23 protein-coding genes and 2 pseudogenes are annotated in these 19,328 nt (G+C 41.8%); 8 read left to right on the forward strand and 17 right to left on the reverse strand.

Annotation, left to right across the window (positions count from 1 at the left end; genetic code table 11):
* Positions 1–33 precede the first annotated feature (33 nt).
* The 4 genes from JOD82_RS19800 to JOD82_RS19815 all read right to left on the reverse strand — a co-directional run bounded on the left by JOD82_RS19800 (position 34) and on the right by JOD82_RS19815 (position 2,359).
* Entirely contained in the window at positions 34–321 is a 288-nt protein-coding gene (locus tag JOD82_RS19800) for a DUF2500 family protein (protein WP_069011224.1), read from the reverse strand.
* Positions 322–449: 128 nt separating this feature from the next.
* Entirely contained in the window at positions 450–776 is a 327-nt protein-coding gene (locus JOD82_RS19805; protein ID WP_069011225.1) for a DUF2500 family protein, read from the reverse strand.
* Positions 777–1,164: 388 nt separating this feature from the next.
* A complete protein-coding gene (locus JOD82_RS19810) occupies positions 1,165–1,383 on the reverse strand; it encodes a hypothetical protein (RefSeq protein ID WP_141695483.1) in 219 nt (72 codons plus the stop codon).
* Between the two features lie 19 nt (positions 1,384–1,402).
* Complete coding sequence (locus tag JOD82_RS19815) at positions 1,403–2,359, reverse strand: DUF4238 domain-containing protein (protein WP_069011227.1); 957 nt, start codon at positions 2,357–2,359, stop codon at positions 1,403–1,405.
* Positions 2,360–2,543: 184 nt separating this feature from the next.
* Here JOD82_RS19815 and JOD82_RS19820 point away from each other — a divergent pair, with 184 nt between their 5' ends.
* Complete coding sequence (locus JOD82_RS19820; RefSeq protein WP_208332475.1) at positions 2,544–3,140, forward strand: hypothetical protein; 597 nt, start codon at positions 2,544–2,546, stop codon at positions 3,138–3,140.
* A 95-nt stretch (positions 3,141–3,235) separates the two neighbouring features.
* Here the strand turns inward: JOD82_RS19820 and JOD82_RS29550 are convergent, their stop codons facing one another.
* The 5 genes and pseudogenes from JOD82_RS29550 to JOD82_RS19845 all read right to left on the reverse strand — a co-directional run bounded on the left by JOD82_RS29550 (position 3,236) and on the right by JOD82_RS19845 (position 4,651).
* Positions 3,236–3,526, reverse strand: coding sequence for a stalk domain-containing protein (locus JOD82_RS29550; protein ID WP_069012760.1), 291 nt, complete (start codon positions 3,524–3,526; stop codon positions 3,236–3,238).
* Positions 3,500–3,848: pseudogene (locus JOD82_RS19830) on the reverse strand (lysozyme); the annotation flags it as partial. The gene JOD82_RS29550 and the pseudogene JOD82_RS19830, both read right to left, overlap by 27 nt.
* Positions 3,848–4,114, reverse strand: a complete 267-nt coding sequence (locus JOD82_RS19835; protein ID WP_069012762.1) for a phage holin family protein — start codon at positions 4,112–4,114, stop codon at positions 3,848–3,850. The gene JOD82_RS19835 and the pseudogene JOD82_RS19830, both read right to left, overlap by 1 nt.
* A gap of 2 nt (positions 4,115–4,116) precedes the next feature.
* Positions 4,117–4,407, reverse strand: coding sequence for a hypothetical protein (locus JOD82_RS19840; RefSeq protein WP_069012763.1), 291 nt, complete (start codon positions 4,405–4,407; stop codon positions 4,117–4,119).
* A gap of 22 nt (positions 4,408–4,429) precedes the next feature.
* Positions 4,430–4,651, reverse strand: a complete 222-nt coding sequence (locus JOD82_RS19845) for a hypothetical protein (protein WP_208332473.1) — start codon at positions 4,649–4,651, stop codon at positions 4,430–4,432.
* 230 nt (positions 4,652–4,881) lie between these two features.
* Here JOD82_RS19845 and JOD82_RS19850 point away from each other — a divergent pair, with 230 nt between their 5' ends.
* The 5 genes and pseudogenes from JOD82_RS19850 to JOD82_RS19870 all read left to right on the forward strand — a co-directional run bounded on the left by JOD82_RS19850 (position 4,882) and on the right by JOD82_RS19870 (position 9,256).
* On the forward strand, positions 4,882–5,487 hold the full coding sequence (locus JOD82_RS19850) for a CPBP family intramembrane glutamic endopeptidase (protein ID WP_069012764.1): 606 nt from the start codon (positions 4,882–4,884) through the stop codon (positions 5,485–5,487).
* Positions 5,488–5,864: 377 nt separating this feature from the next.
* Entirely contained in the window at positions 5,865–6,320 is a 456-nt protein-coding gene (locus JOD82_RS19855) for an AraC family transcriptional regulator (RefSeq protein ID WP_069012765.1), read from the forward strand.
* 166 nt (positions 6,321–6,486) lie between these two features.
* Positions 6,487–7,648: pseudogene (locus tag JOD82_RS19860) on the forward strand (IS3 family transposase).
* A gap of 404 nt (positions 7,649–8,052) precedes the next feature.
* On the forward strand, positions 8,053–8,253 hold the full coding sequence (locus tag JOD82_RS19865; RefSeq protein WP_069012767.1) for a hypothetical protein: 201 nt from the start codon (positions 8,053–8,055) through the stop codon (positions 8,251–8,253).
* A 373-nt stretch (positions 8,254–8,626) separates the two neighbouring features.
* Complete coding sequence (locus JOD82_RS19870) at positions 8,627–9,256, forward strand: site-specific integrase (RefSeq protein ID WP_256026147.1); 630 nt, start codon at positions 8,627–8,629, stop codon at positions 9,254–9,256.
* 56 nt (positions 9,257–9,312) lie between these two features.
* Here JOD82_RS19870 and sufB read toward each other — a convergent pair whose 3' ends face one another.
* The 6 genes from sufB to JOD82_RS19900 form a co-directional block, all read right to left on the reverse strand.
* Positions 9,313–10,710 carry a Fe-S cluster assembly protein SufB gene (sufB, locus tag JOD82_RS19875; RefSeq protein ID WP_013309556.1) on the reverse strand — a complete coding sequence of 466 codons (1,398 nt, stop codon included), beginning with the start codon at positions 10,708–10,710 and terminating at the stop codon, positions 9,313–9,315.
* Between the two features lie 30 nt (positions 10,711–10,740).
* Entirely contained in the window at positions 10,741–11,163 is a 423-nt protein-coding gene (gene sufU, locus JOD82_RS19880) for a Fe-S cluster assembly sulfur transfer protein SufU (protein ID WP_069012768.1), read from the reverse strand.
* Positions 11,153–12,376: a cysteine desulfurase gene (locus JOD82_RS19885; RefSeq protein ID WP_029516586.1), complete on the reverse strand. Its 1,224-nt coding sequence runs from the start codon at positions 12,374–12,376 to the stop codon at positions 11,153–11,155. Before JOD82_RS19885 ends, sufU begins: the two co-directional genes overlap by 11 nt.
* On the reverse strand, positions 12,373–13,677 hold the full coding sequence (sufD, locus tag JOD82_RS19890) for a Fe-S cluster assembly protein SufD (protein ID WP_025719242.1): 1,305 nt from the start codon (positions 13,675–13,677) through the stop codon (positions 12,373–12,375). The genes JOD82_RS19885 and sufD overlap by 4 nt, the downstream gene beginning before the upstream one ends.
* A gap of 23 nt (positions 13,678–13,700) precedes the next feature.
* Positions 13,701–14,483, reverse strand: a complete 783-nt coding sequence (sufC, locus tag JOD82_RS19895) for a Fe-S cluster assembly ATPase SufC (RefSeq protein ID WP_069012769.1) — start codon at positions 14,481–14,483, stop codon at positions 13,701–13,703.
* A gap of 390 nt (positions 14,484–14,873) precedes the next feature.
* Positions 14,874–15,344 carry a Dps family protein gene (locus JOD82_RS19900; RefSeq protein ID WP_013309551.1) on the reverse strand — a complete coding sequence of 157 codons (471 nt, stop codon included), beginning with the start codon at positions 15,342–15,344 and terminating at the stop codon, positions 14,874–14,876.
* Between the two features lie 312 nt (positions 15,345–15,656).
* Here JOD82_RS19900 and mtnK point away from each other — a divergent pair, with 312 nt between their 5' ends.
* Together mtnK and mtnA are read left to right on the forward strand one after the other, a co-directional pair.
* Positions 15,657–16,880: an S-methyl-5-thioribose kinase gene (gene mtnK / locus JOD82_RS19905; protein WP_069012770.1), complete on the forward strand. Its 1,224-nt coding sequence runs from the start codon at positions 15,657–15,659 to the stop codon at positions 16,878–16,880.
* 5 nt (positions 16,881–16,885) lie between these two features.
* Complete coding sequence (mtnA, locus tag JOD82_RS19910) at positions 16,886–17,995, forward strand: S-methyl-5-thioribose-1-phosphate isomerase (protein WP_069012771.1); 1,110 nt, start codon at positions 16,886–16,888, stop codon at positions 17,993–17,995.
* 149 nt (positions 17,996–18,144) lie between these two features.
* Here mtnA and JOD82_RS19915 read toward each other — a convergent pair whose 3' ends face one another.
* Positions 18,145–18,447 (reverse strand): YunC family protein, encoded by a 303-nt coding sequence (locus JOD82_RS19915; RefSeq protein WP_017425931.1) that lies wholly within the window; start codon positions 18,445–18,447, stop codon positions 18,145–18,147.
* A 196-nt stretch (positions 18,448–18,643) separates the two neighbouring features.
* Positions 18,644–19,192 (reverse strand): RNA 2'-phosphotransferase, encoded by a 549-nt coding sequence (locus JOD82_RS19920; protein WP_069012772.1) that lies wholly within the window; start codon positions 19,190–19,192, stop codon positions 18,644–18,646.
* Positions 19,193–19,328 lie beyond the last annotated feature (136 nt).

The following is a 19,328-nucleotide window of genomic DNA, read 5'->3' on the forward strand; positions in this document are numbered from 1 at the left end:
TGTTGTAATACGTTCCACCTTTTCTGAAGTACCTTAGGTTATTACTTTAACCTCATCTCCAACGATTAAAATGCCATATTCATTTTCCTGTACTCTGACTTCTTTCCGATCCGATCCTTCAAATTGGCATGTAATAAAATATTTTTTTGTTGAAGAATTCTCCACCCAGTCTACTCGTTTATCAATTATTTTTGCGATTCGTTCAATTTTGGGTTGTTTTAAATTTCTAGCATGTTCTCGGTTTGAAGATATTATAATAGGCACAAAAACAACTAATATTAAACCGATCATGGTAAGAAAAATTTGAAACGCTTCGAGCATATTTTATTCACTCCTCAAAATTATATAGTATTCCATAACATAAAAACACCCCACCAACTTAGCCAATAGGGTGCCACGGCGCTTCAAGATGTGTTGTTATCAGTACGCAAGTAGAACCTCAATGCTTATTAATTGCCAACAACTCTCTCGACCTTTGAAAATGTACCTTGCTGAAGTACAATAACTCTATCTCCAACAATAGTTACTCCGTATTCAGATTCAGGTGCTTCAAATTCTCCTCTTTCTCCATCTTCAAATTCACAGGTAAAATAGTAGTATCTAATCGAACTGTCTTCCTTTTGGTACATTCGCTTATCAAGTACCTTAGCCACACGGGTCACAATAGGTTTCTTTTTGTTGTCGATGTCTTCCCATGTTTGCATTATAATCGGTATTATACAAAAAACAGAAAAAGCACCGATAACAAAAATCCACAAAATAGCTTGTTCTCCCATATATAAACACTTCCTCCTAACATACTCAAGATCTAAATGTTATATTATTCCTTTACATTATTACAGTTTATAAGTTTCATATTTAAAATCCCTGTATGATTTATAAAATTATACACTGCATTACTAAATATAATATCGGAAATTGAACTGTTTAATTTGATATCCTTCCAACGGCAAACAGAAAAACCCCCCACCAGCGTATGCCAGCAGGGTATCACCGATGCTTTCGGATTTATATGGAGAGTATAATCGATTTGGGTTATTTTGCAAATATCTTATATGTATGTTTCATGCTGTTAACCTCAAATAATGATTCGGTGAATGTTTAGACAATCCTTCAACGAGATACTCAATAACTACTTATCTGACATAATATCTCAATTACATCTTATTTTGATACTTCAACAAAAAATTGAAGTAAGAAACCCAGAAATATAAATAACAATCCTACAATTGCAAATTTTCTACTTTTATATGCCTTCTTCTTTCCATCTGTTAAATCAGCGTATGTTCCTGCTTGCGGATCTACACATAACACATCAATTGCCATTATCACAGTACCTAACATATTTAAAATTAACCCAGCTATATTCATAAACAATTCCACTTCCTCTTCCTCATATTCCTTATTTGGATTCAGCTTCTTCTTTTACTATCTGTTTGAAATCTCTTATATTCCCTATTTTATTCTTTGCAGTATACCAAAAAAAATCGTTTTTACGTGAAAATATAAACCTATCACAAAACATACCTGTGTAGCTATTTAAAATTGCGAGCGTTCTTCTTGAAGGAATAATTCCAGAAGCAGGATGGACTTGCTCGAAGCGTCCTAAAAGCATCACTCTGCTACTTAATGGAATGCTCACTTCTGTTCCCATAAGTCCATACCCTGGAGAAGAATATATCCCTCGATCTTTATCTTCTACCCAATGTAAGCTGACAGGATTATCAGAACAGATAAAATCCCCTAATGTTGGAGGACAGTAAACAACACTCCAGTTTCTATCAATTAGAAAAGGTATGATAGCATCAATCGCAGTAAGTAAGTATTTCATATGTGTATTATTATCAAGCCTAATGGAATGCTCATCTTCAAATGTAACCTTACGTCGTTCTTTATTGGTGATATTATCCATGTATGTTTCTTCCATCATGGTTTTATGATATTCAGAAGCGGAAGAATCCATTTCAACAAATAGTTTCTGTAACTCTTTCATAGGTTTTGAAATCACTTCGCGTCGAGCAGGTGTTCTTTCAGCCAACAAAGCTATATAATTCATTAACCATATGTATTCATCGCCCATCGGCATAAGTAGTTTTTCACATACACCTCTTATTATAGGGCCTACCTTGTCTTCAATTTCTCCAAATATATCCTCAAAAATATCAGGCTTGACTTCTGGATAATGAACCCTATATAAATCTCTTTTGTGGGCAACTTCACGGATTTTTGACTCCCACTGACCACTATTTAGAGAGTCAAAAACCCACAATCGGCTATTTATAGTTCCATCCTTAGTAAAATTAGCAAGATGAGTTTGTGGAATAAAATGATGTTTTCTTTTCAATTTAGTGTTATACAAAAATTATCATCCCTTGTTAGACAGAATTATTCTAATGGAGCCCCTTTATAGCTATAAAGAGGCTCTTGCTAATTATGAAAACGCTACTGTATAGTTAGAAGGAAAAATCATCCTTTCTGTCGAATCGTTTGTAAAATAAATCTTAATTTAATTCATTTTTAATCAATGTGAGGGGTTCATAATAATGATTTTTTCAAATTTAGGGACAATAGTTAAAGCAGCAAACTTTTTAGATACTAATATAAGTATGATTGAAAAAATGGAGAATAGATATAAGCTAAAAAGAAAAGTAAGTAATTGGACAGTAATTCCCATTTCAATGGTATTGATAATTGCAGTATCGTTCTTTTTATCAAAATACGTAAATGGTTATTTAGCAACAGTATCAGCTTTTCTCATTTATATTACTTTTACAATAATTTCTACAAGGAAAATTAAAAAAGAGAATATAGAAATGCCTAGAAGATACATATTTATCATTATAACTTTATGGCTAATAATGGTCTATTTTTATATAATAAATTTTTCATTGGAATTTTATCGAAACCAAAAATCTATTTTCTCCCAATCATTTTTGTTATTTCTTATGGTAATTTTCATAGGGTATGTTCTTTCATACTCATTTATTGTTATGTTAAACGAACTACTTGAAAAAACACTTAGTTCATTTTTTAAAAATGTTTACTTAAACATTGAGATGATAAATGGAGAATTATTAAATGCTAGATTAATTACCATTACGAAAAAAGGTGACTTTATAGTAAATATGAGCACGATTTAATAATAGCGAAATATTATTAAATCGTGCTCATATAGTAAAAATAACTTACTTTATAGAAGAACGCCCTTCTGTTAATTAGGACGTTCTTCTTGCACCTATTTGCTTACTGTAGCTGTATTAGTTTTGTCGTTCCAATTCACTGTAGCGCCCCACGCCTCGCCCACGGCACGTAGCTGAACATAGGTTTTGCCATCGATCATCTTAACGTCAGCGATACCCTTACCGTTTACAACCACGTTAACCTTGTCCACTGTCTTATAATCTCTAGTGTCTGCGACAGTATTTTTGAACAGAGCCCACTCTGCAATTCTACGGCGTGTCAGACCAGCCAACACCTTCCCGCCAGCCTTGTTATATTTCGTGATGTTGGCGGCAATCTGCGCCACCGCGCGTCCTTTACAGAGTGTTCTCAGACTTCCGGCCCCGCAGTTGTAACAGAGTGAGCGCGTCGAACTGGCTTTGCGTGAGCTGGTCGGTTACCGGGACATAGGCCGGGTTGTTTACATACGCCTCGCATTTGGATAAATCCTCCACCAGCATAGCATCGGCCTTGGCTTGTGTTATGGTCATACCTGCTTTAACGTCCGGTCCGTAATGCCCCCAACCTATGGTCCAGTACGTTTCGGTCGGAACAGCTTTATAAGCTGTCAAGCGGCAACCCTCGAAGTTCTTAATTAAACTAAGGCCCGCTTTCGATATTTTCCGCATTACTTGTCAGCCCCCTTTTTCATTTGCTTGACCAACTGATTCCCGTACACGGCGAATGCTCCAGCAAGCACGCCCTGAATGACTGCCTGCGGCCCCCAATCTTGAATCCAGACCGTTAGGATCACAGCAACACCCGTGACGATATATACAATGCTCCAGTTCGGCACTTTAGGCGTTTGCTTGATCCCTATACCAATAACCCAACAAACAGCTACAACGATTAACAATTCAGGGCCGATTAACGACCATACTGTATTCCAATCCATTGTTAAATTCCTCCCGTTTCTTCTTTTCGATCAAGTCGTTTATGAGCCTGTTTCGCTGATTCTTCAACCCGCGTAACCCGTTCGGATAAGGCATCAATCCTTTGCCCCTGCACCCGCTGTTCGAGCCGAATGTCGTCCACGCCGCGCTTGATGTAATCAACATCCGCACGCTGCAAAGCTTCCGCTCCCGCCTCTTGAATGATGTCTTGCCACATTGACCTGCTGCGCCCGGCCCAACCTAAAATAATCCCACTAATCGCAGCAATTAACGAAAAAATAACTGTAATATCCATCGTGTCCCCCCCGTCTCTGCGTTCAGGAAACTTTTCCTGAACTATCATCATCTGTTTTCTGATCCTTTTCCTCTTGAGCCTGTATCTCTGCTAGTGCATTTCCTACAGCTATATCCAATCCTTTAAGTATTTCCTTCCGGCGCGCTGGTTGCGAAGCAATGACAGCAGAAATTACCTCCGTCAATTCTTCAACCGGCCTTGTTAGATCCAGTTGTATATCCAATGCAGATTTTATTTTTGTCACTTTTATAATCACCTCCTTGGGACGCCAAATAAGCCCCTGAGTTATCAGAGGCTTTCATACTCATATCTTAAATTACTTCTGTTGCTATAACGCTGCGGATTTTAAAGGGAAACATTGTTCTATTTATCCCCAATAAACGCGAATCTAAAATCACTACAGATATTAGAGTTACAGAATAATTTATGGTAATATTAAACCATCAGCTGAAATTTATTAAAGGAAACAATAAAATGACTAAAAGTAAACTTATTCTCTTTATATTGTTTTTTTACATAGGCTGGACAATTAAGGAACTAACATTCCATCCAAAAATATCTGATTTGAATCTTTATTTGATATCATTCTTAATAAAACTGATTTTTTGGATCGGGCTGGTATTCATTTATTTCGTATATATCGATCGAGTAAGGTTGCAACAAATCATTGACTACATAAAATTAAAACAAAATATTATCAAGGGAGTATTTACTGGCGGAATTATTGGATTATTATTGGTAGTAATCGAGGTTACTATCTTTAATGGTTTTAGATTTGACATAGGAATCAGATGGATCATTACACCATTAGCGGCATTTTCTGAAGAAGTGGTGTTCCGGGGATTCGTTATGAATAAACTAAGAGACCATCGGGTAAAAGGATATAGCTTTATACAAGCGATACTTTTTATGGGGATACACTTTCCAATAGGTATTATTTCAGGATATTCACTTCTTAACTATGTGACCATATTTCTCGTAGGATACATTCTTGGATTTATATATAAAAAGACTTCTTCGATATGGGCTCCAACGATTGCACATAGTGTCTATAATATTCTTATTTATTTAAGGCAGTGAAGGTACCTATTCCTTTTAGTGCGTCAATCCTTTATGTTTTTGTACGTTGATAAATATTTATATAAAGCTAACGGGACACAATAACTCAATAAACATGAAGAGACGGCAGCCGATAAAGTGGCTGCCGTTTTCTGAACTAATAGGCTTAAATCTAAACTCTAATCGGAATCCTAAGACGATAAAATAATTAAAAAGAGTTGGCACTGAATTAAGTAAGAAAGCCTATAAAACAATTATTTACCAAGCCTTCTTAGAATAAAGAACGGTGGGTACTAGGCGCCAATTTGACTATTTTAAAAATTGATTTGTTTCTAATTTTAAAGCATTATATGATGGTTTCAGACATCGATGTACTATAAAAAGAAAGAGAAGAAAAAATGAAAGCTGAAATTGAAAAAATACCTTCTTGTAGAATTGTATACATGAGACAGATTGGTCCTTATGGAATTGCAAATTCACAACTAATGGAGAAATTTAAATACTGGGTAGAATCTAATAAATTATTTAATGATAAGTCTATTATCCTTGGTATTGCCCAAGATAATCCTGCATTTGTGAAGCCGAAAAATTGTCGCTACGATGCATGTTTGGTTCTTCCTGATGATTACTGTGTTAATACTGTTGAAGTAAGTCTGAGCAACATTAGTGGAGGAAGATACGCTGTTTTTAAAATAAATCATACAGCAGAAGCTGTTCAAAAGGCTTGGACTGAAATATTCCTGGAGTTGGAAAATCAAAGGTTCAGCTTAGATGAAACCAGACCTATCTTGGAGCGATATACAGTTGAACTTATTAATAATCATTATTGCGAAATTTGCGTTCCGATTCAATAAACGTATTAAGGCATAGGGTTATTTCTATTATTGAAGGCAGTCTAATACTAATCCTCTTTTATAAAAGTAAAAGCCCTCTGTTTATGGTATTATCCCCTTCTAGTAGACAAGAGAAAAAACACACCTGGTAAGATGGACTTAACTTGTTGAACGGAGGGGATTTTTCATGGCTAAAAAGGGACAATCATTCCGGCAATACTCCTTAGATGTGAAGATGGAGGCAGTCCGGTTGGTGAACGAAGAACATATGAGTATTCGTGAAGTGACGAAACACTTGGACATTCGTAATAAATCCCAAGTGCAAAACTGGGTGATGAAATATCGAGCGGGGGAGAACCTCCAGCCAACGACCACAAGGCAGGGACGACCCAAAACGAAATTTTCCAGTATGGAAGAAGAGATGGCGTATCTACGGGCGGAGATTGAATATTTAAAAAAGCAGTATCCAAATCTACACAAGGAGTGACGAGGAAAGAAACAAGGTTTGAAATTATTGAGGGAATGCGAACACGATATTCGTTGAAATGGTTACTTGAATTAGCCTATGTATCTCGGGCAGGATATTATAAATGGAGAAAGACTCAGCAAACAACCCAGCAGCGTAAGCAAGAGGAAGAGCTCCTAGAATTGCATATGTTGTCGATCCACCGGATTCACCCTTATTTTGGTTATCTGCGTATGACCGTTGCTTACGTAGAGAAGGTATCTTGGTCAACCACAAAAAGGTGTACCGCCTAATGAAGGAATTAGGAATCCGTTCCGTCATTCGAAAGAAGCGGCGCTTTTTCGGCAAACAGGCATCTGTGGTAAATGCCCATCGATTAGATCGACAATGTCAGGCAGATTCTCCTTTATCCAAGCTGGTTACCGATATTACATACATACGAGCTGGAGAGCGGTTTGTATATCTCTCTGTCATTCAAGATCTGTTTAACAATGAAATTGTGGCTTGGCGTCTTTCGGAACGAAATGACCTTGCTCTAGTTAGCGAGACGCTAGACGTTCTAAGTAAGAACGTGAACATGGAGGGTGTCATTCTCCATTCAGACCAGGGGTTTCAGTATACCTCCAAGCCGTTTAACCGCAAACTTAAGCGGCTTGGAATGCTTGGAAGCCATTTAAGGCGTGGAAATTGCCTAGACAATGCCTGTATAGAATCCTTCTTTTCCCATCTTAAAACAGAGAAGATTTATTTAACGAAACCCGGAACCCTAGCGGAGGTAGAACAACACGTACGGGAGTACATTTCATTTTATAATGAAAATAGATTTCAGAAAAAATTAAACAACCGTTCCCCAATTGAATACCGAGAAACGGTTGCCGCTTAAAGATGTCTTTTTAGTTCTGTCTACTTGACAGGGGTATGACCAGCATCGGGTGGCTTAAAAAAACTTTATATGACTGATCGTTACTATTTAATAGTAGGGTTAATAAAATCTACGATGCCAAAACCGTCTCCTGTTATTTCAATGTCAAGTTTATGAACCCCTGTTAAATTAACAGTTAGATTTTCTTGGACACTTCCTCCACCCAAGGAAACTTGCTTTAAAACTTTCCCATTTTCATTTTTAAAAGAAATATTCCTTAGTAATCCAGATTTACTGTTGACAATCCAATCATCATAAGTATCGAGTTAAAACTTTGTCTCTCATATTGTCTATAACTTCATTTAACATATTGTTCACCTCAATTAAATCTGATAAAATTAAATTCAAAAAATCAGGAGAGAAACATGAACTTTTTAACAGTACTTCTTATGTGTATTCCGCTTTATGCTGCATTCAGAGCTTTTATAATCACTCGTGATCCAGAAGCAAAAAAAAGAATCCCAAAAACGACACTAAAAGCTCTAACCTTTTTTGCTTACTTTATATTTATCGTTTTGGGATTTTTTATAGTTACAGAAGGTATAGAATACCTCTCTCAGTTATAATTGAATTGGTAGTTGCAAGTAGTTTTATAAATCTGAAGGGTTTTAGAGTACGGGGGTAAAGGCTGTTATGCCTCAACCCTCTTCAAATATTCCGTAGCAAATCCTCCGTTGTACCCTTCAAGCCGCACAACCTCCGAACCACACAAGTCCCAAGTCCCAAGGCTCAGATTCTACTGTCCATACCTTATCCTTGTACTTCTCCTTACTGGCTTCATAGCAACCGTGTATTACAACCTGATCGCCCTTTTATAGCTTATATGTCCGTTCACTCACCTTTACCTCCTCCTTGAAAAGCAGAATAACTTTGGTAGGGATCAGGGATTTCAACCTTTACAGGCGGTCGATCATATACAGCCAGGGTCAATCCTTCGTCGTGGAAATAGTTCGGGTTAAAGTTGATCCTACTCTGGCGGCCGGTTCAATTCAGCGAGTGCGACCGAATATTAATTTCATAAGACGTGAGGATTTTGACCATCGGGTTAAGGGTCTTGAGCATCTACACTACCAGGAGTTGGCTAGATTACTGTTTTACACGGGTTTACGAGTAGGAGAAGGACTTGCAGTAAAGTGGTCAGATATGGACTTTGAAAAGAATCTGCTCCACGTAAACAAAACACTTGATATAATCACACGCAAAATCACTACGACCAAAACTAAGGGCAGTGTAGGTTATGTTCCGTTTCCTGCCTTTATAGGCGAAATGCTGGAACGCATAAAAAAAGAATCCGCAGAGAAAAACTACGGATTCAATAATGATATGTTTGTATTCGGTATAGTGGCCCCATACCACTATTCACACTTTCGCAAACATTTTAAACGCGTTTTTCCTGAACTGCGAATTCATGACTTACGTCACAGCTACGCATCTTACCTGATTAACAAAGGTGTATATATCTATCTCGTAAAGGAACTGATGCGACACGACGACATCAAGCAAACAGCCAACACCTACGGGCACCTTTACGTCGAAAGAAAGCGTGAAGCAATGAGCGTATTCGACTAATCGGTATCATGACCAATAAATAAAACCAAGAATAGCCGATACGCTTAGCTGTTCCGTTAACCAATACTACCTTCCATTTCGAACTTGATCAAACGATTCATCTCAACCGCATATTCCATCGGCAGTTCTTTTGTGAATGGCTCAATAAAGCCCATAACGATCATTTGCGTTGCCTCAGCTTCGGTCAAACCGCGGCTCATCAGATAGAACAGCTGATCTTCCGATACCTTGGACACCGTTGCTTCGTGCTCAAGCGTGATGTCATCATTCATGATTTCATTATAAGGAATAGTATCTGAGGTTGATTGATTATCCAAAATCAACGTATCACACTTGATATTGGATTTTGCACCTTGAGCCTGACGACCGAATGAAGCTAATCCGCGATACGTTACTTTACCGCCGTGCTTACTGATCGACTTGGATACAATGGTGGACGTGGTGTCTGGTGCTAAGTGGATCATTTTCGCACCTGCATCCTGATGCTGGCCTTTGCCTGCAACAGCGATGGACAAGACCATCCCTTTCGCTCCACGGCCTTTCAATACAACGGCTGGATACTTCATCGTCAACTTGGAACCGATGTTACCATCGACCCATTCCATCGTTGCGTTTTCTTCTGCAACCGCACGTTTGGTTACCAGGTTATAGATGTTTGGTGCCCAGTTCTGGATCGTTGTATAACGAACGCGTGCGTTCTTCTTACAAATAATTTCGACCACGGCACTATGCAGCGAGTTCGTGCTGTAAATCGGAGCCGTACAGCCTTCTACATAATGCACAAAGCTGTCTTCGTCAGCAATAATGAGCGTACGCTCAAATTGACCCATGTTTTCCGAGTTGATACGGAAGTAAGCCTGCAATGGAACTTCACATTTCACACCTTTTGGTACATAGATGAAGCTCCCGCCTGACCATACCGCACTGTTCAGTGCTGCAAACTTATTGTCCGCAGGAGGTACAACTGTTGCAAAATACTCTTTCAGAATCTCAGGATGCTCACGCAACGCCGTATCGGTATCCATGAAAATAACGCCCTGATCTTCCAGTTCCTTTTGCATACTGTGGTAGACAACCTCGGATTCATACTGTGCGGATACACCAGCCAAAAACTTTTGCTCCGCCTCAGGAATACCCAGTTTATCAAAGGTTTCTTTAATTTCCGTAGGAACCTCTTCCCACGTCTTCCCTTGTTTCTCGGAAGGTCTTACATAGTACTGGATATCGTTGAAATCCAGTTCATCCATATCTCCGCCCCAGTTTGGCATTGGCATTTTTTCAAACTGCTTCAGTGCCTTCAGACGGAACTCCAGCATCCATTCTGGCTCATCCTTAATTTTGGAGATTTCCTTTACGATTTCCGGAGTGAGACCCTTACCTGTTTGGAAAATGGACTTGTGCTCGTCACGAAAGCCGTATTTATACTCTTCCATTTCCGGTGCTTTCTTGGCCATGTTTCTCAAACCTCCTCTGTTCTATTTAAATTATTTATCTTCATCAATCCCTTTGCGCAGCGCGTTCCAAGCCAATGTCGCACATTTGATGCGGGCCGGGAACTTATTTACGCCTGACAAAGCTTCCAATTCTTCATAATCATCAAATTCAACGGTTTCTCCCTTCATTAAAGAAGAGAAGCGGCTCGCCATATCCAATGCCTGATCAATCGTTTTTCCTTTGACTGCTTCTGTCATCATCGAAGCTGAGGACATACTAATCGAGCAGCCTTCACCAGTAAAACGGGCATCTTCGACCACGCCGTCTTTCGTTTTGAGTTGAAGGGAAATCCGGTCACCACACGTAGGATTATTCAAATCCACCGTAACGGCATCATCCTCAAAACGTCCGCGATTGCGCGGATTTTTATAATGATCCATAATCACGCGTCGGTACAAGTCATCAAGTTGCATCGCCAAAATACTCCTTTGTTTGGATTAAGGCGCTGACCAGAGCGTCGACTTCTTCTTCCGTGTTATAGAGATAAAAGCTGGCACGTGCAGTTGCACTGGCTTTCAGCCAGCGCATCAATGGCTGGCAGCAATGATGTCCCGCACGTACAGCCACCCCTTTGCTATCCAGTACAGTAGCTACATCATGCGGATGCACATCATCCAGGTTGAATGTTACGAGCCCAACATGACGTTCTGCCGGTCCGTATATCGTCAACCCCTCCACTTCACGGAGACGTTTGAGGGCATAGTTGGACAAACGGCTCTCATGCTGTGCAATGGCGTCCATTCCGATGCTTTCCAGAAAATCAATAGCAGCTCCCAAACCAACAGCTCCAGCGATAATCGGAGTTCCACCTTCGAATTTCCAAGGCAGCTCCTTCCATGTGGATTCATACAATCCCACATCGTCGATCATTTCCCCGCCGAACTCAATGGGCTCCATATTTTCCAGCAGCGCCTTCTTGCCGTACAGTGCCCCGATCCCAGTAGGCGCACACATTTTGTGACCCGAAAAGGCATAAAAGTCAGCATCGATGTCTTGCACGTCTACTTTCATATGTGGTGTGCTTTGTGCACCGTCTATAACGATAACTGCGCCTTTGCGATGCGCAATAGCTGCAATCTCTTTGACAGGGTTCACAACACCAAGCACATTGGAGACATGCGCAATCGCTACAATTTTGGTGTTTTCTGTAATAGTATTCTCCACATCAGCAAGATCAACGCTACCATCCTCTTGAAGTGGAATATATTTTAAAGTTGCGCCTGTGGCTTTGGCTACCTGTTGCCACGGGATCAGATTACTGTGATGCTCCATTTGTGTGATGACAATTTCATCACCCTCCTTACAGTTAGCTCTACCATAAGAAGAAGCCACCAGATTCAGCGCCGTTGTTGTTCCGCGTGTAAAAATAATTTCCTGACTGCGCTTGGCATTCAGAAAGCGAGCTACCTTCTCCCTCGCACCTTCATAAGCATCCGTCGCCCGGCTACCCAAGGTATGCACACCACGGTGAACATTTGAGTTATCATATTCGTAGTAGTGCTTGATCGCCTCGATGACCGCCAGCGGTTTTTGCGAAGTAGCCGCATTATCCAAATAAACCAGCGGATGACCGTTAATCTCCTGATGTAAAATCGGGAATTGTTCACGGATCAATGCAGTATTCATTGGCCTAACTTCCTTTCAACAAGGCTTTGCAGCTGATGTTGAAGTCCTTCGAGCGGAATCTCAGATACGACAGGTGCCAAGAAGCCATAAATAATCAGACGCTCAGCTTCTGCCCGGCTAATTCCGCGGGACATCAAGTAATACACTTGTTCACGGTTAACCTGACCAACCGATGCTGCGTGACCTGCTGTTACATCATCTTCATCAATCAGCAGGATTGGGTTAGCGTCACCACGCGCTTTCGGGCTGAGCATCAGAACACGTTCTGTTTGCTGACCATCTGCTTTGGTAGCACCTTTTTCAATTTTTGTAATTCCGTTAATGATGGAAGACGCTTCTTCACGCATCACTGCGCGCGTTATCATCTGACTAGCGGAATTTTTGCCGAAATGCTGTGCTTGTGTCGTATAGTTCAGCTTTTGTGAGCCGGAACCTACAGCAATGATCTTGGCATCCGAATTGGAGCCATTGCCTTTGAGCACGGACATGGTATTGCTTGCTGTATTGCCGTTGTTCATTTCGCCCACAATCCATTCGATAGCTGCGTCATTTCCCAACGTGGCACGACGAATTGAAATATCCGTTACTTGCTCTCCAAACTGATGGACTGTCGCATAGCGAACTTTAGCCCCAGCATTTGCAACAACTTCTACCGCACCGTTATGAAGAACAGGTGCCGCCAAATCCGCAGATACATAGTTGTCTACGTACGTCACGGAACTATGACTTTCGACAATAAGCAGCACATGCGGCGCAAACGTTGCAGTCGCATCGTCTGTCAGGAATACAGCTTGAAGCGGAACGTTCAGTTCTACATTTTTAGGCACATAAGCAAATACTCCACCGTTCCAGAGTGCTGCGTGCAATGCAGATAATGAATTTTCTTCTGCCTTAATCACTGTGTTCAGATGAGCTTTAACCAAATCAGCATGCTCTTTAACCGCTGTTTGTAAATCCGTGAAAATGACGCCTTGCGCCGCCAATTCCTCGCTCAGCTTCACGTATACCGCGCCGGAGTTGCGCTGAATAATCAGACCGCCCTCCTGTTGCTCTTTAACCAGATCAGCAATGGCTGCAGGAACCTGCCCTACCGATGCAATGACCTCGCTCTGTTTATGTTGACCGTAATCGTTTAATTTCCAACGTTCGATTTTTGTTTTTTCAAATACCGGAAGCTCCAGTTTGCCTGCAAGCTCAAGTGCTTTTTGTCTGTCTTCAGCCAGCCAAGATGGCTCGCCGTTACGTTCGGACAGAACACGCAGTTGCTCGGAATCTACCGGAAGGATTGTTTGTGTTGTCATCAGTTTTCCTCCTCGCTTCCGGCTTACGCCTCTTGTCCTACAGTTTCATCAACGATACCCAGCTCTTCCTTGATCCAGTCATAACCGTCCGCTTCCAGACGCTCAGCAAGCTCAGGACCACCGGATTTAACGATACGTCCTTGCATCATTACATGTACATAATCTGGTTTAACGTAGTTTAACAGACGTTGGTAGTGAGTAATCACGAGGAAACCACGCTCTTCGGAACGCATAGCATTGACACCGCTAGCCACGATTCTCAAAGCATCGATATCCAGACCGGAGTCGATTTCATCAAGAATGACGATTTTCGGATCAATCATCATCATTTGCAAAATTTCATTCCGTTTTTTCTCACCACCAGAGAAGCCTTCGTTCAGGTAACGGTGAGCAAACTCAGGGTTCATTTCAAGCTCTTTCATTTTGCTTTCCATTTGACGGATAAACTTAATCAAGGAGATTTCTTGTCCTTCTTCACGGCGCGCGTTGATCGCACTACGCAAAAAGTCGGAGTTCGTTACCCCTGCAATTTCACTCGGGTACTGCATCGCCAAGAACAATCCTGCACGTGCACGCTCATCCACTTCCATATCCAGCACGTCTTCTCCATCCAAAGTTACTTTACCATCTGTGACTTCATATTTTGGATGACCCATCAAAGCAGACGCAAGTGTACTTTTACCCGTACCGTTAGGACCCATGATGGCATGGATTTCTCCGCCCTTCATTTCGAGGTTAATACCTTTCAAAATTTCCTTGCCTTCAATGGTCGCTTTGAGACCTTCAATCTTAAAGTTTGTAGCCATATTCGCAATACCCTCCAAAAAATGTAGTGTGGTGTCGAAATCAGAAAGTATATTTAAACAGGGGAGCCCCCTGATTTCAAGTAATATTTAAAAATTTATTTATAATCATTCTAAACTGATTCTCAATGATTCTCAAGTTATTTTATAATAAATATCTTGAAGGGTGCAACCAACAGACACACGTTATCCAACTTTCTTCATAAAATGTTCACCCTACCAAGCACACAAATGGCAAAATACATCCTGCAAATGTTTATATAATTATAAATTTGTACAAAAAACATGAGATGCATGATCTCTTTTCAGCCATAAAAACGCTACTGACAGCATGACGTCAGTAGCGTTTTACATGTAAAAAGTTTATTTCAAAGCGTAATCCCATCACTACAATTAGCCCAAATAAGAGCGAAGCATCCACATATGTTTCTCCAGATCCGCTTTATAGCCGATCAGCAAATCTGCAGTTGGTTGGTCGGAATTGCTTTCCGCCAGTTCAATACCTTCCTGAAACTCCTCGCATACCGTTGCAAAATCCTCGATCAAGGTTTGTACCATCTTGGGAGCATCTTCGTTGCCGGTTGCTTCCTGAATCGACGACAGCTCCAGGTACTCCTTCAATGTTGCGGAAGGTGAACCTTTCAACGCGAGCAAACGCTCGGCGATCTCATCCATTTTCAATGTCACTTCATTGTATAACTCTTCAAATTTAACATGGAGTGTGTAGAAACTGGAGCCTTTCACATACCAGTGATAGTTATGAATTTTTACATATAACACATTGAGGTTAGCGACTTGACGGTTTAAAAGTTCCTCCACCGATTTGGTTTGCGTATTTTTCGAGTTACTTGTTGTTTTAGCCATCATAAATCCCTTCCTTTTTCATCAAATTGATTTTCAGGAACGTTTACGTATCCATCACCGTCATTGCTGACGGTAAGACGCCAGCGGGCATCCTAATCACCTGCCGGACGTCTGTTTCATACTTACCCTCTCTATACGGAAACGAAACAAAAAGAAGAGTTCTCCTTTCTCCCTCTTTCGATCCTCCATAAAAAAAATGTACAAAACTTCAATGATTTTCGTTATACTTTATCTATCCTATCAAAATACTTGGTTTAATATTGTGATATTTCCAGACTATTTACATGTGCACAATTTATGGAGGTGACTTCGTTGTCCCAATATCATCCTTTAACGACTGAAGAAGCAATCGAATTCGTGAAGAACATCCCCGGATTTTTTAGTCAGGAAGCTCGTCTGGAATGCCGGGAAATCGGTGATGGTAACCTAAATCTGGTTTTTCATATTACGGATTCTGAATCTAACAAGAGTATCATTGCCAAGCAGGCACTTCCTTATGTAAAAATTGTGGGTGAATCCTGGCCGCTCTCACTGGATCGTGCCCGTATTGAACGCGAGGCACTTCAGCAGGAGCACCACATTTGCCCCGAATTGGTTCCTGCGATACTGGCGTATGACGATGAGCTTGCATTGACCGTAATGGAGGATCTTAGCTCCCACACCATCATGCGCAAGGGACTAATAGAAGGAAACACATATCCATATTTCGCTAATCATATTGGGGAGTTTCTGGCACGCACGCTCTTCTTCACCTCAGATTTGGGCATGAATCAGCAGGATAAAAAAGACCTAGTCAAACGTTTTATCAACCCGGATCTCTGCAAAATAACTGAGGATCTGATTCTGGATGAACCGTATCGGTTCTCAGATAATAACAACTATGGTGCGTACATCGAAGACGAAGCAGAGGCACTCCGTACAGATCAAGCGCTTCATCTGGAAGTGGCTTTGCTGCGAGAAAAGTTTTTGACACGAACCGAAGCGCTTCTGCACGGTGACCTTCATACTGGTAGCATTTTTGTAACGACCGAATCAACTAAAGTCATTGATCCTGAATTTGCCTACTACGGACCCATGGGCTTTGATATCGGAGCGGTGATCGCCAATCTGCTGTTGAACTACGCTGCACAGCCCGGATGGACCTCTGGTGAGAAGGCTCTAAAAGAAAGGCGCGACTGGGTTCTGGAGACTGCCATTCAGGTATGGGAGCAGTTTGAGCGTAGGTTCCGCAAACTGTGGGACGAGCATGTCACCGATCATATGGCACGTACAGCGGGGTATCAGGACTTGTATCTTCAGAAAGTACTACAAGATACGATTGGTTTTGCAGGGTGCAAAGTGATCCGCCGTATCATCAGCCTGTCGCATGTGGCAGATATCGAGACAATAGCCGATCCTGACCTCAAGGAAGCTGCGGAACGTCTGGCGTTATCTATCGGTAAATCCTTGGTTCTTCGCAATCGCGGGCTTCATTCGATTCGGGAACTGGGAGACATTGTTCGGACAGCAACAGCTGCCCAAACTAAAGGAGCTTAATGAATATGAGTGAACAGAAAGAAGCGGCGCCCGTGACCTCTGGGAAAGCTGCAGTGTCCAGTCAGGCTCTATCTTCGCTGGTGTGGAAAGGCAACCACTTGTCCATGTTGGATCAGCGTCTGCTACCCGAAACGATTGTCATGCTAGATTTATTCACGGTCGAGGAAGTATGGGATGGCATACACGCCATGAAGGTACGCGGTGCGCCCGCCATCGGGATGGCTGCGGCCTACGGCGTTGTGCTAGGAGCTACCGCCTACGACGACACCGACGCTGCTGGGTGGCTGCAGCATGTACACGACGTGTGCGGACATTTGGCTACTTCACGGCCAACTGCCGTAAATCTGTTCTGGGCGTTGGATCGCATGAAGAAGCGAGCCGGGGAACTCATCGTTGAAGCTAGCGGAAGTCAGGTCGAAGACTGGAATGCCGGGCTGGAGCGTGAAGCCATAGCCATTCAGGCAGAGGATGAGGAAGTATGCCGCCAGATCGGCATCCATGCTTTACCTCTGTTCGAGGACGGGATGGGCGTACTCACTCACTGCAATGCAGGCGGATTGGCGACAGCCAAATACGGAACAGCGCTCGCGCCGATGTACCTTGCGCAGGAGAACGGCATCCAACTCAAAGTATTTGCCAACGAAACTCGCCCCGTGCTGCAGGGAGCGCGCCTGACCGCTTTCGAGCTTCAGCAGGCAGGCATTGATGTCACCCTGCTCTGTGACAATATGGCGGGCATGGTGATGTCCAAAGGATGGGTACAGGCTGTTATTGTCGGCACAGATAGAGTCGCTGCTAATGGCGATGTCGCCAACAAAATCGGCACCTATAGCCTAGCCGTGTTAGCGAAGGCGCATGGCATTCCTTTTTATGTCGCTTCGCCACTATCTACCATTGATTTGCAGACCGCAACAGGCGCAGATATTCCGATTGAGGAGCGTTCTGCGGAGGAAGTTACCGAAAGCTTTGGTAAAAGGACTGCCCCGCAGGGCATCAAAGTCTACAACCCGGCTTTCGACGTTACACCTCATGAGTACATTACCGCCATCATTACCGAAAAAGGAATTGTCCAAGCACCCTTTAGCGACAACCTCCCCGCTTTGTTTGCCGATTAATCGTTCTTGCAGATCATACCGTTCGTATAAAGCCGAATAGTCTGCTCGATAGAGTGTAACTTTTCATAGAAAAAAACCGGAGCCAAAAAGTCCGGTTTTTTTCGGTTCTTGTTCCTCTACTTTTATGCAACATATGCACATAGGCTTCACTACACCAGTTTCAATAGTGCTTCATAGCCTGGCATCCCTGGTTTAATTCCAAGTTGCTCGGCTTCTGTCGTCACTGACTCCATCGGCGCTTCCAACAGTTCCTTTAGTGTTTTTACCCCCACAGCTCGTGCGGCAAGAATTTTCCGATCCGCCAGCCGTTCATTGAGCAATCCAACATCCAGCGCACCACACATGATGTAGCCACGGGAGTTAGAAATCGTTAACAGCGTTGTTTTAGGCAGTTTGACCTCGACTCCGATAAATGTATGCTCACCCACTTGAATAGGTTCCATGTGTATCATGGTGATTTCATGCACCTCCTCTTTGTTCATCCGGGATATTTTATGCGGCATTTGCGGGTAAGTGTGGACACTCGTGGATACATTCAAAATATTAGGAGGGGAATGTATGTACAGCAAAATAGACGATATCAAAAAGACCAGACGAATTTTTTCTCATCTAGTCTCGGTGATCATCGTTAACGGTCTGGGTTACGCTTTATTCAAACTTTTTTAAGTACTGTGGCGGCACAAGGTCGGCAAGCCAAACACCGTGGTTGGCTTTATAAAACTTCACTTGATTAGCCAATGCCTTTTCTGTATCTACTTCAAGGATCACCAGTTCCCCACGTCTTTTACCTGCCAGAATTGCAAACTCAAGGGCTTCAGACAGATGTACATACTTTCTGCCCATTGGCTTAATTCCTTCAGTAAAAATGTTATGGATTACCTTTGTGTTTGTACCGTGATAGAGAATGGTTGGTGGAGTGGCCTCCTTATAATCCAATCTGCCTGCACTGTGCCCATAATTAGCTCTTATGTACCCATTAACAATCTCATATCTTTGTTTTGGACAATGGCTTACTACTTGCTTGATATCCGACTCGCTTACGTCAGACCATCTATTCTCTGATCTTATTCCTTGAATCAGGTCTTGAATGTCACAATAACCCTCATGGTCTAGCTCAAGACCAAACTGTTCTGGTGTATGCCTAAGAATCTTACTCATAAATTTACTAAGGCTCTCTTCTTGTTTTGGCGTTAACATGATATGCTCCTTCTAAAATCGTCTCTTAATTCTAGGGTGGATAAAAATTTTCCTCTTTAATCAGATAGATTGCAATGAAAAAAGCTTACTCTCATTTTATTATCAATGGAGCAAGCTCGGTTCGTATTCCTGAAGC

The sequence above is a fragment of the Paenibacillus sp. 1182 genome, from assembly GCF_017833915.1.
Classification (GTDB): Bacteria; Bacillota; Bacilli; order Paenibacillales; family Paenibacillaceae; genus Paenibacillus; species Paenibacillus polymyxa_D.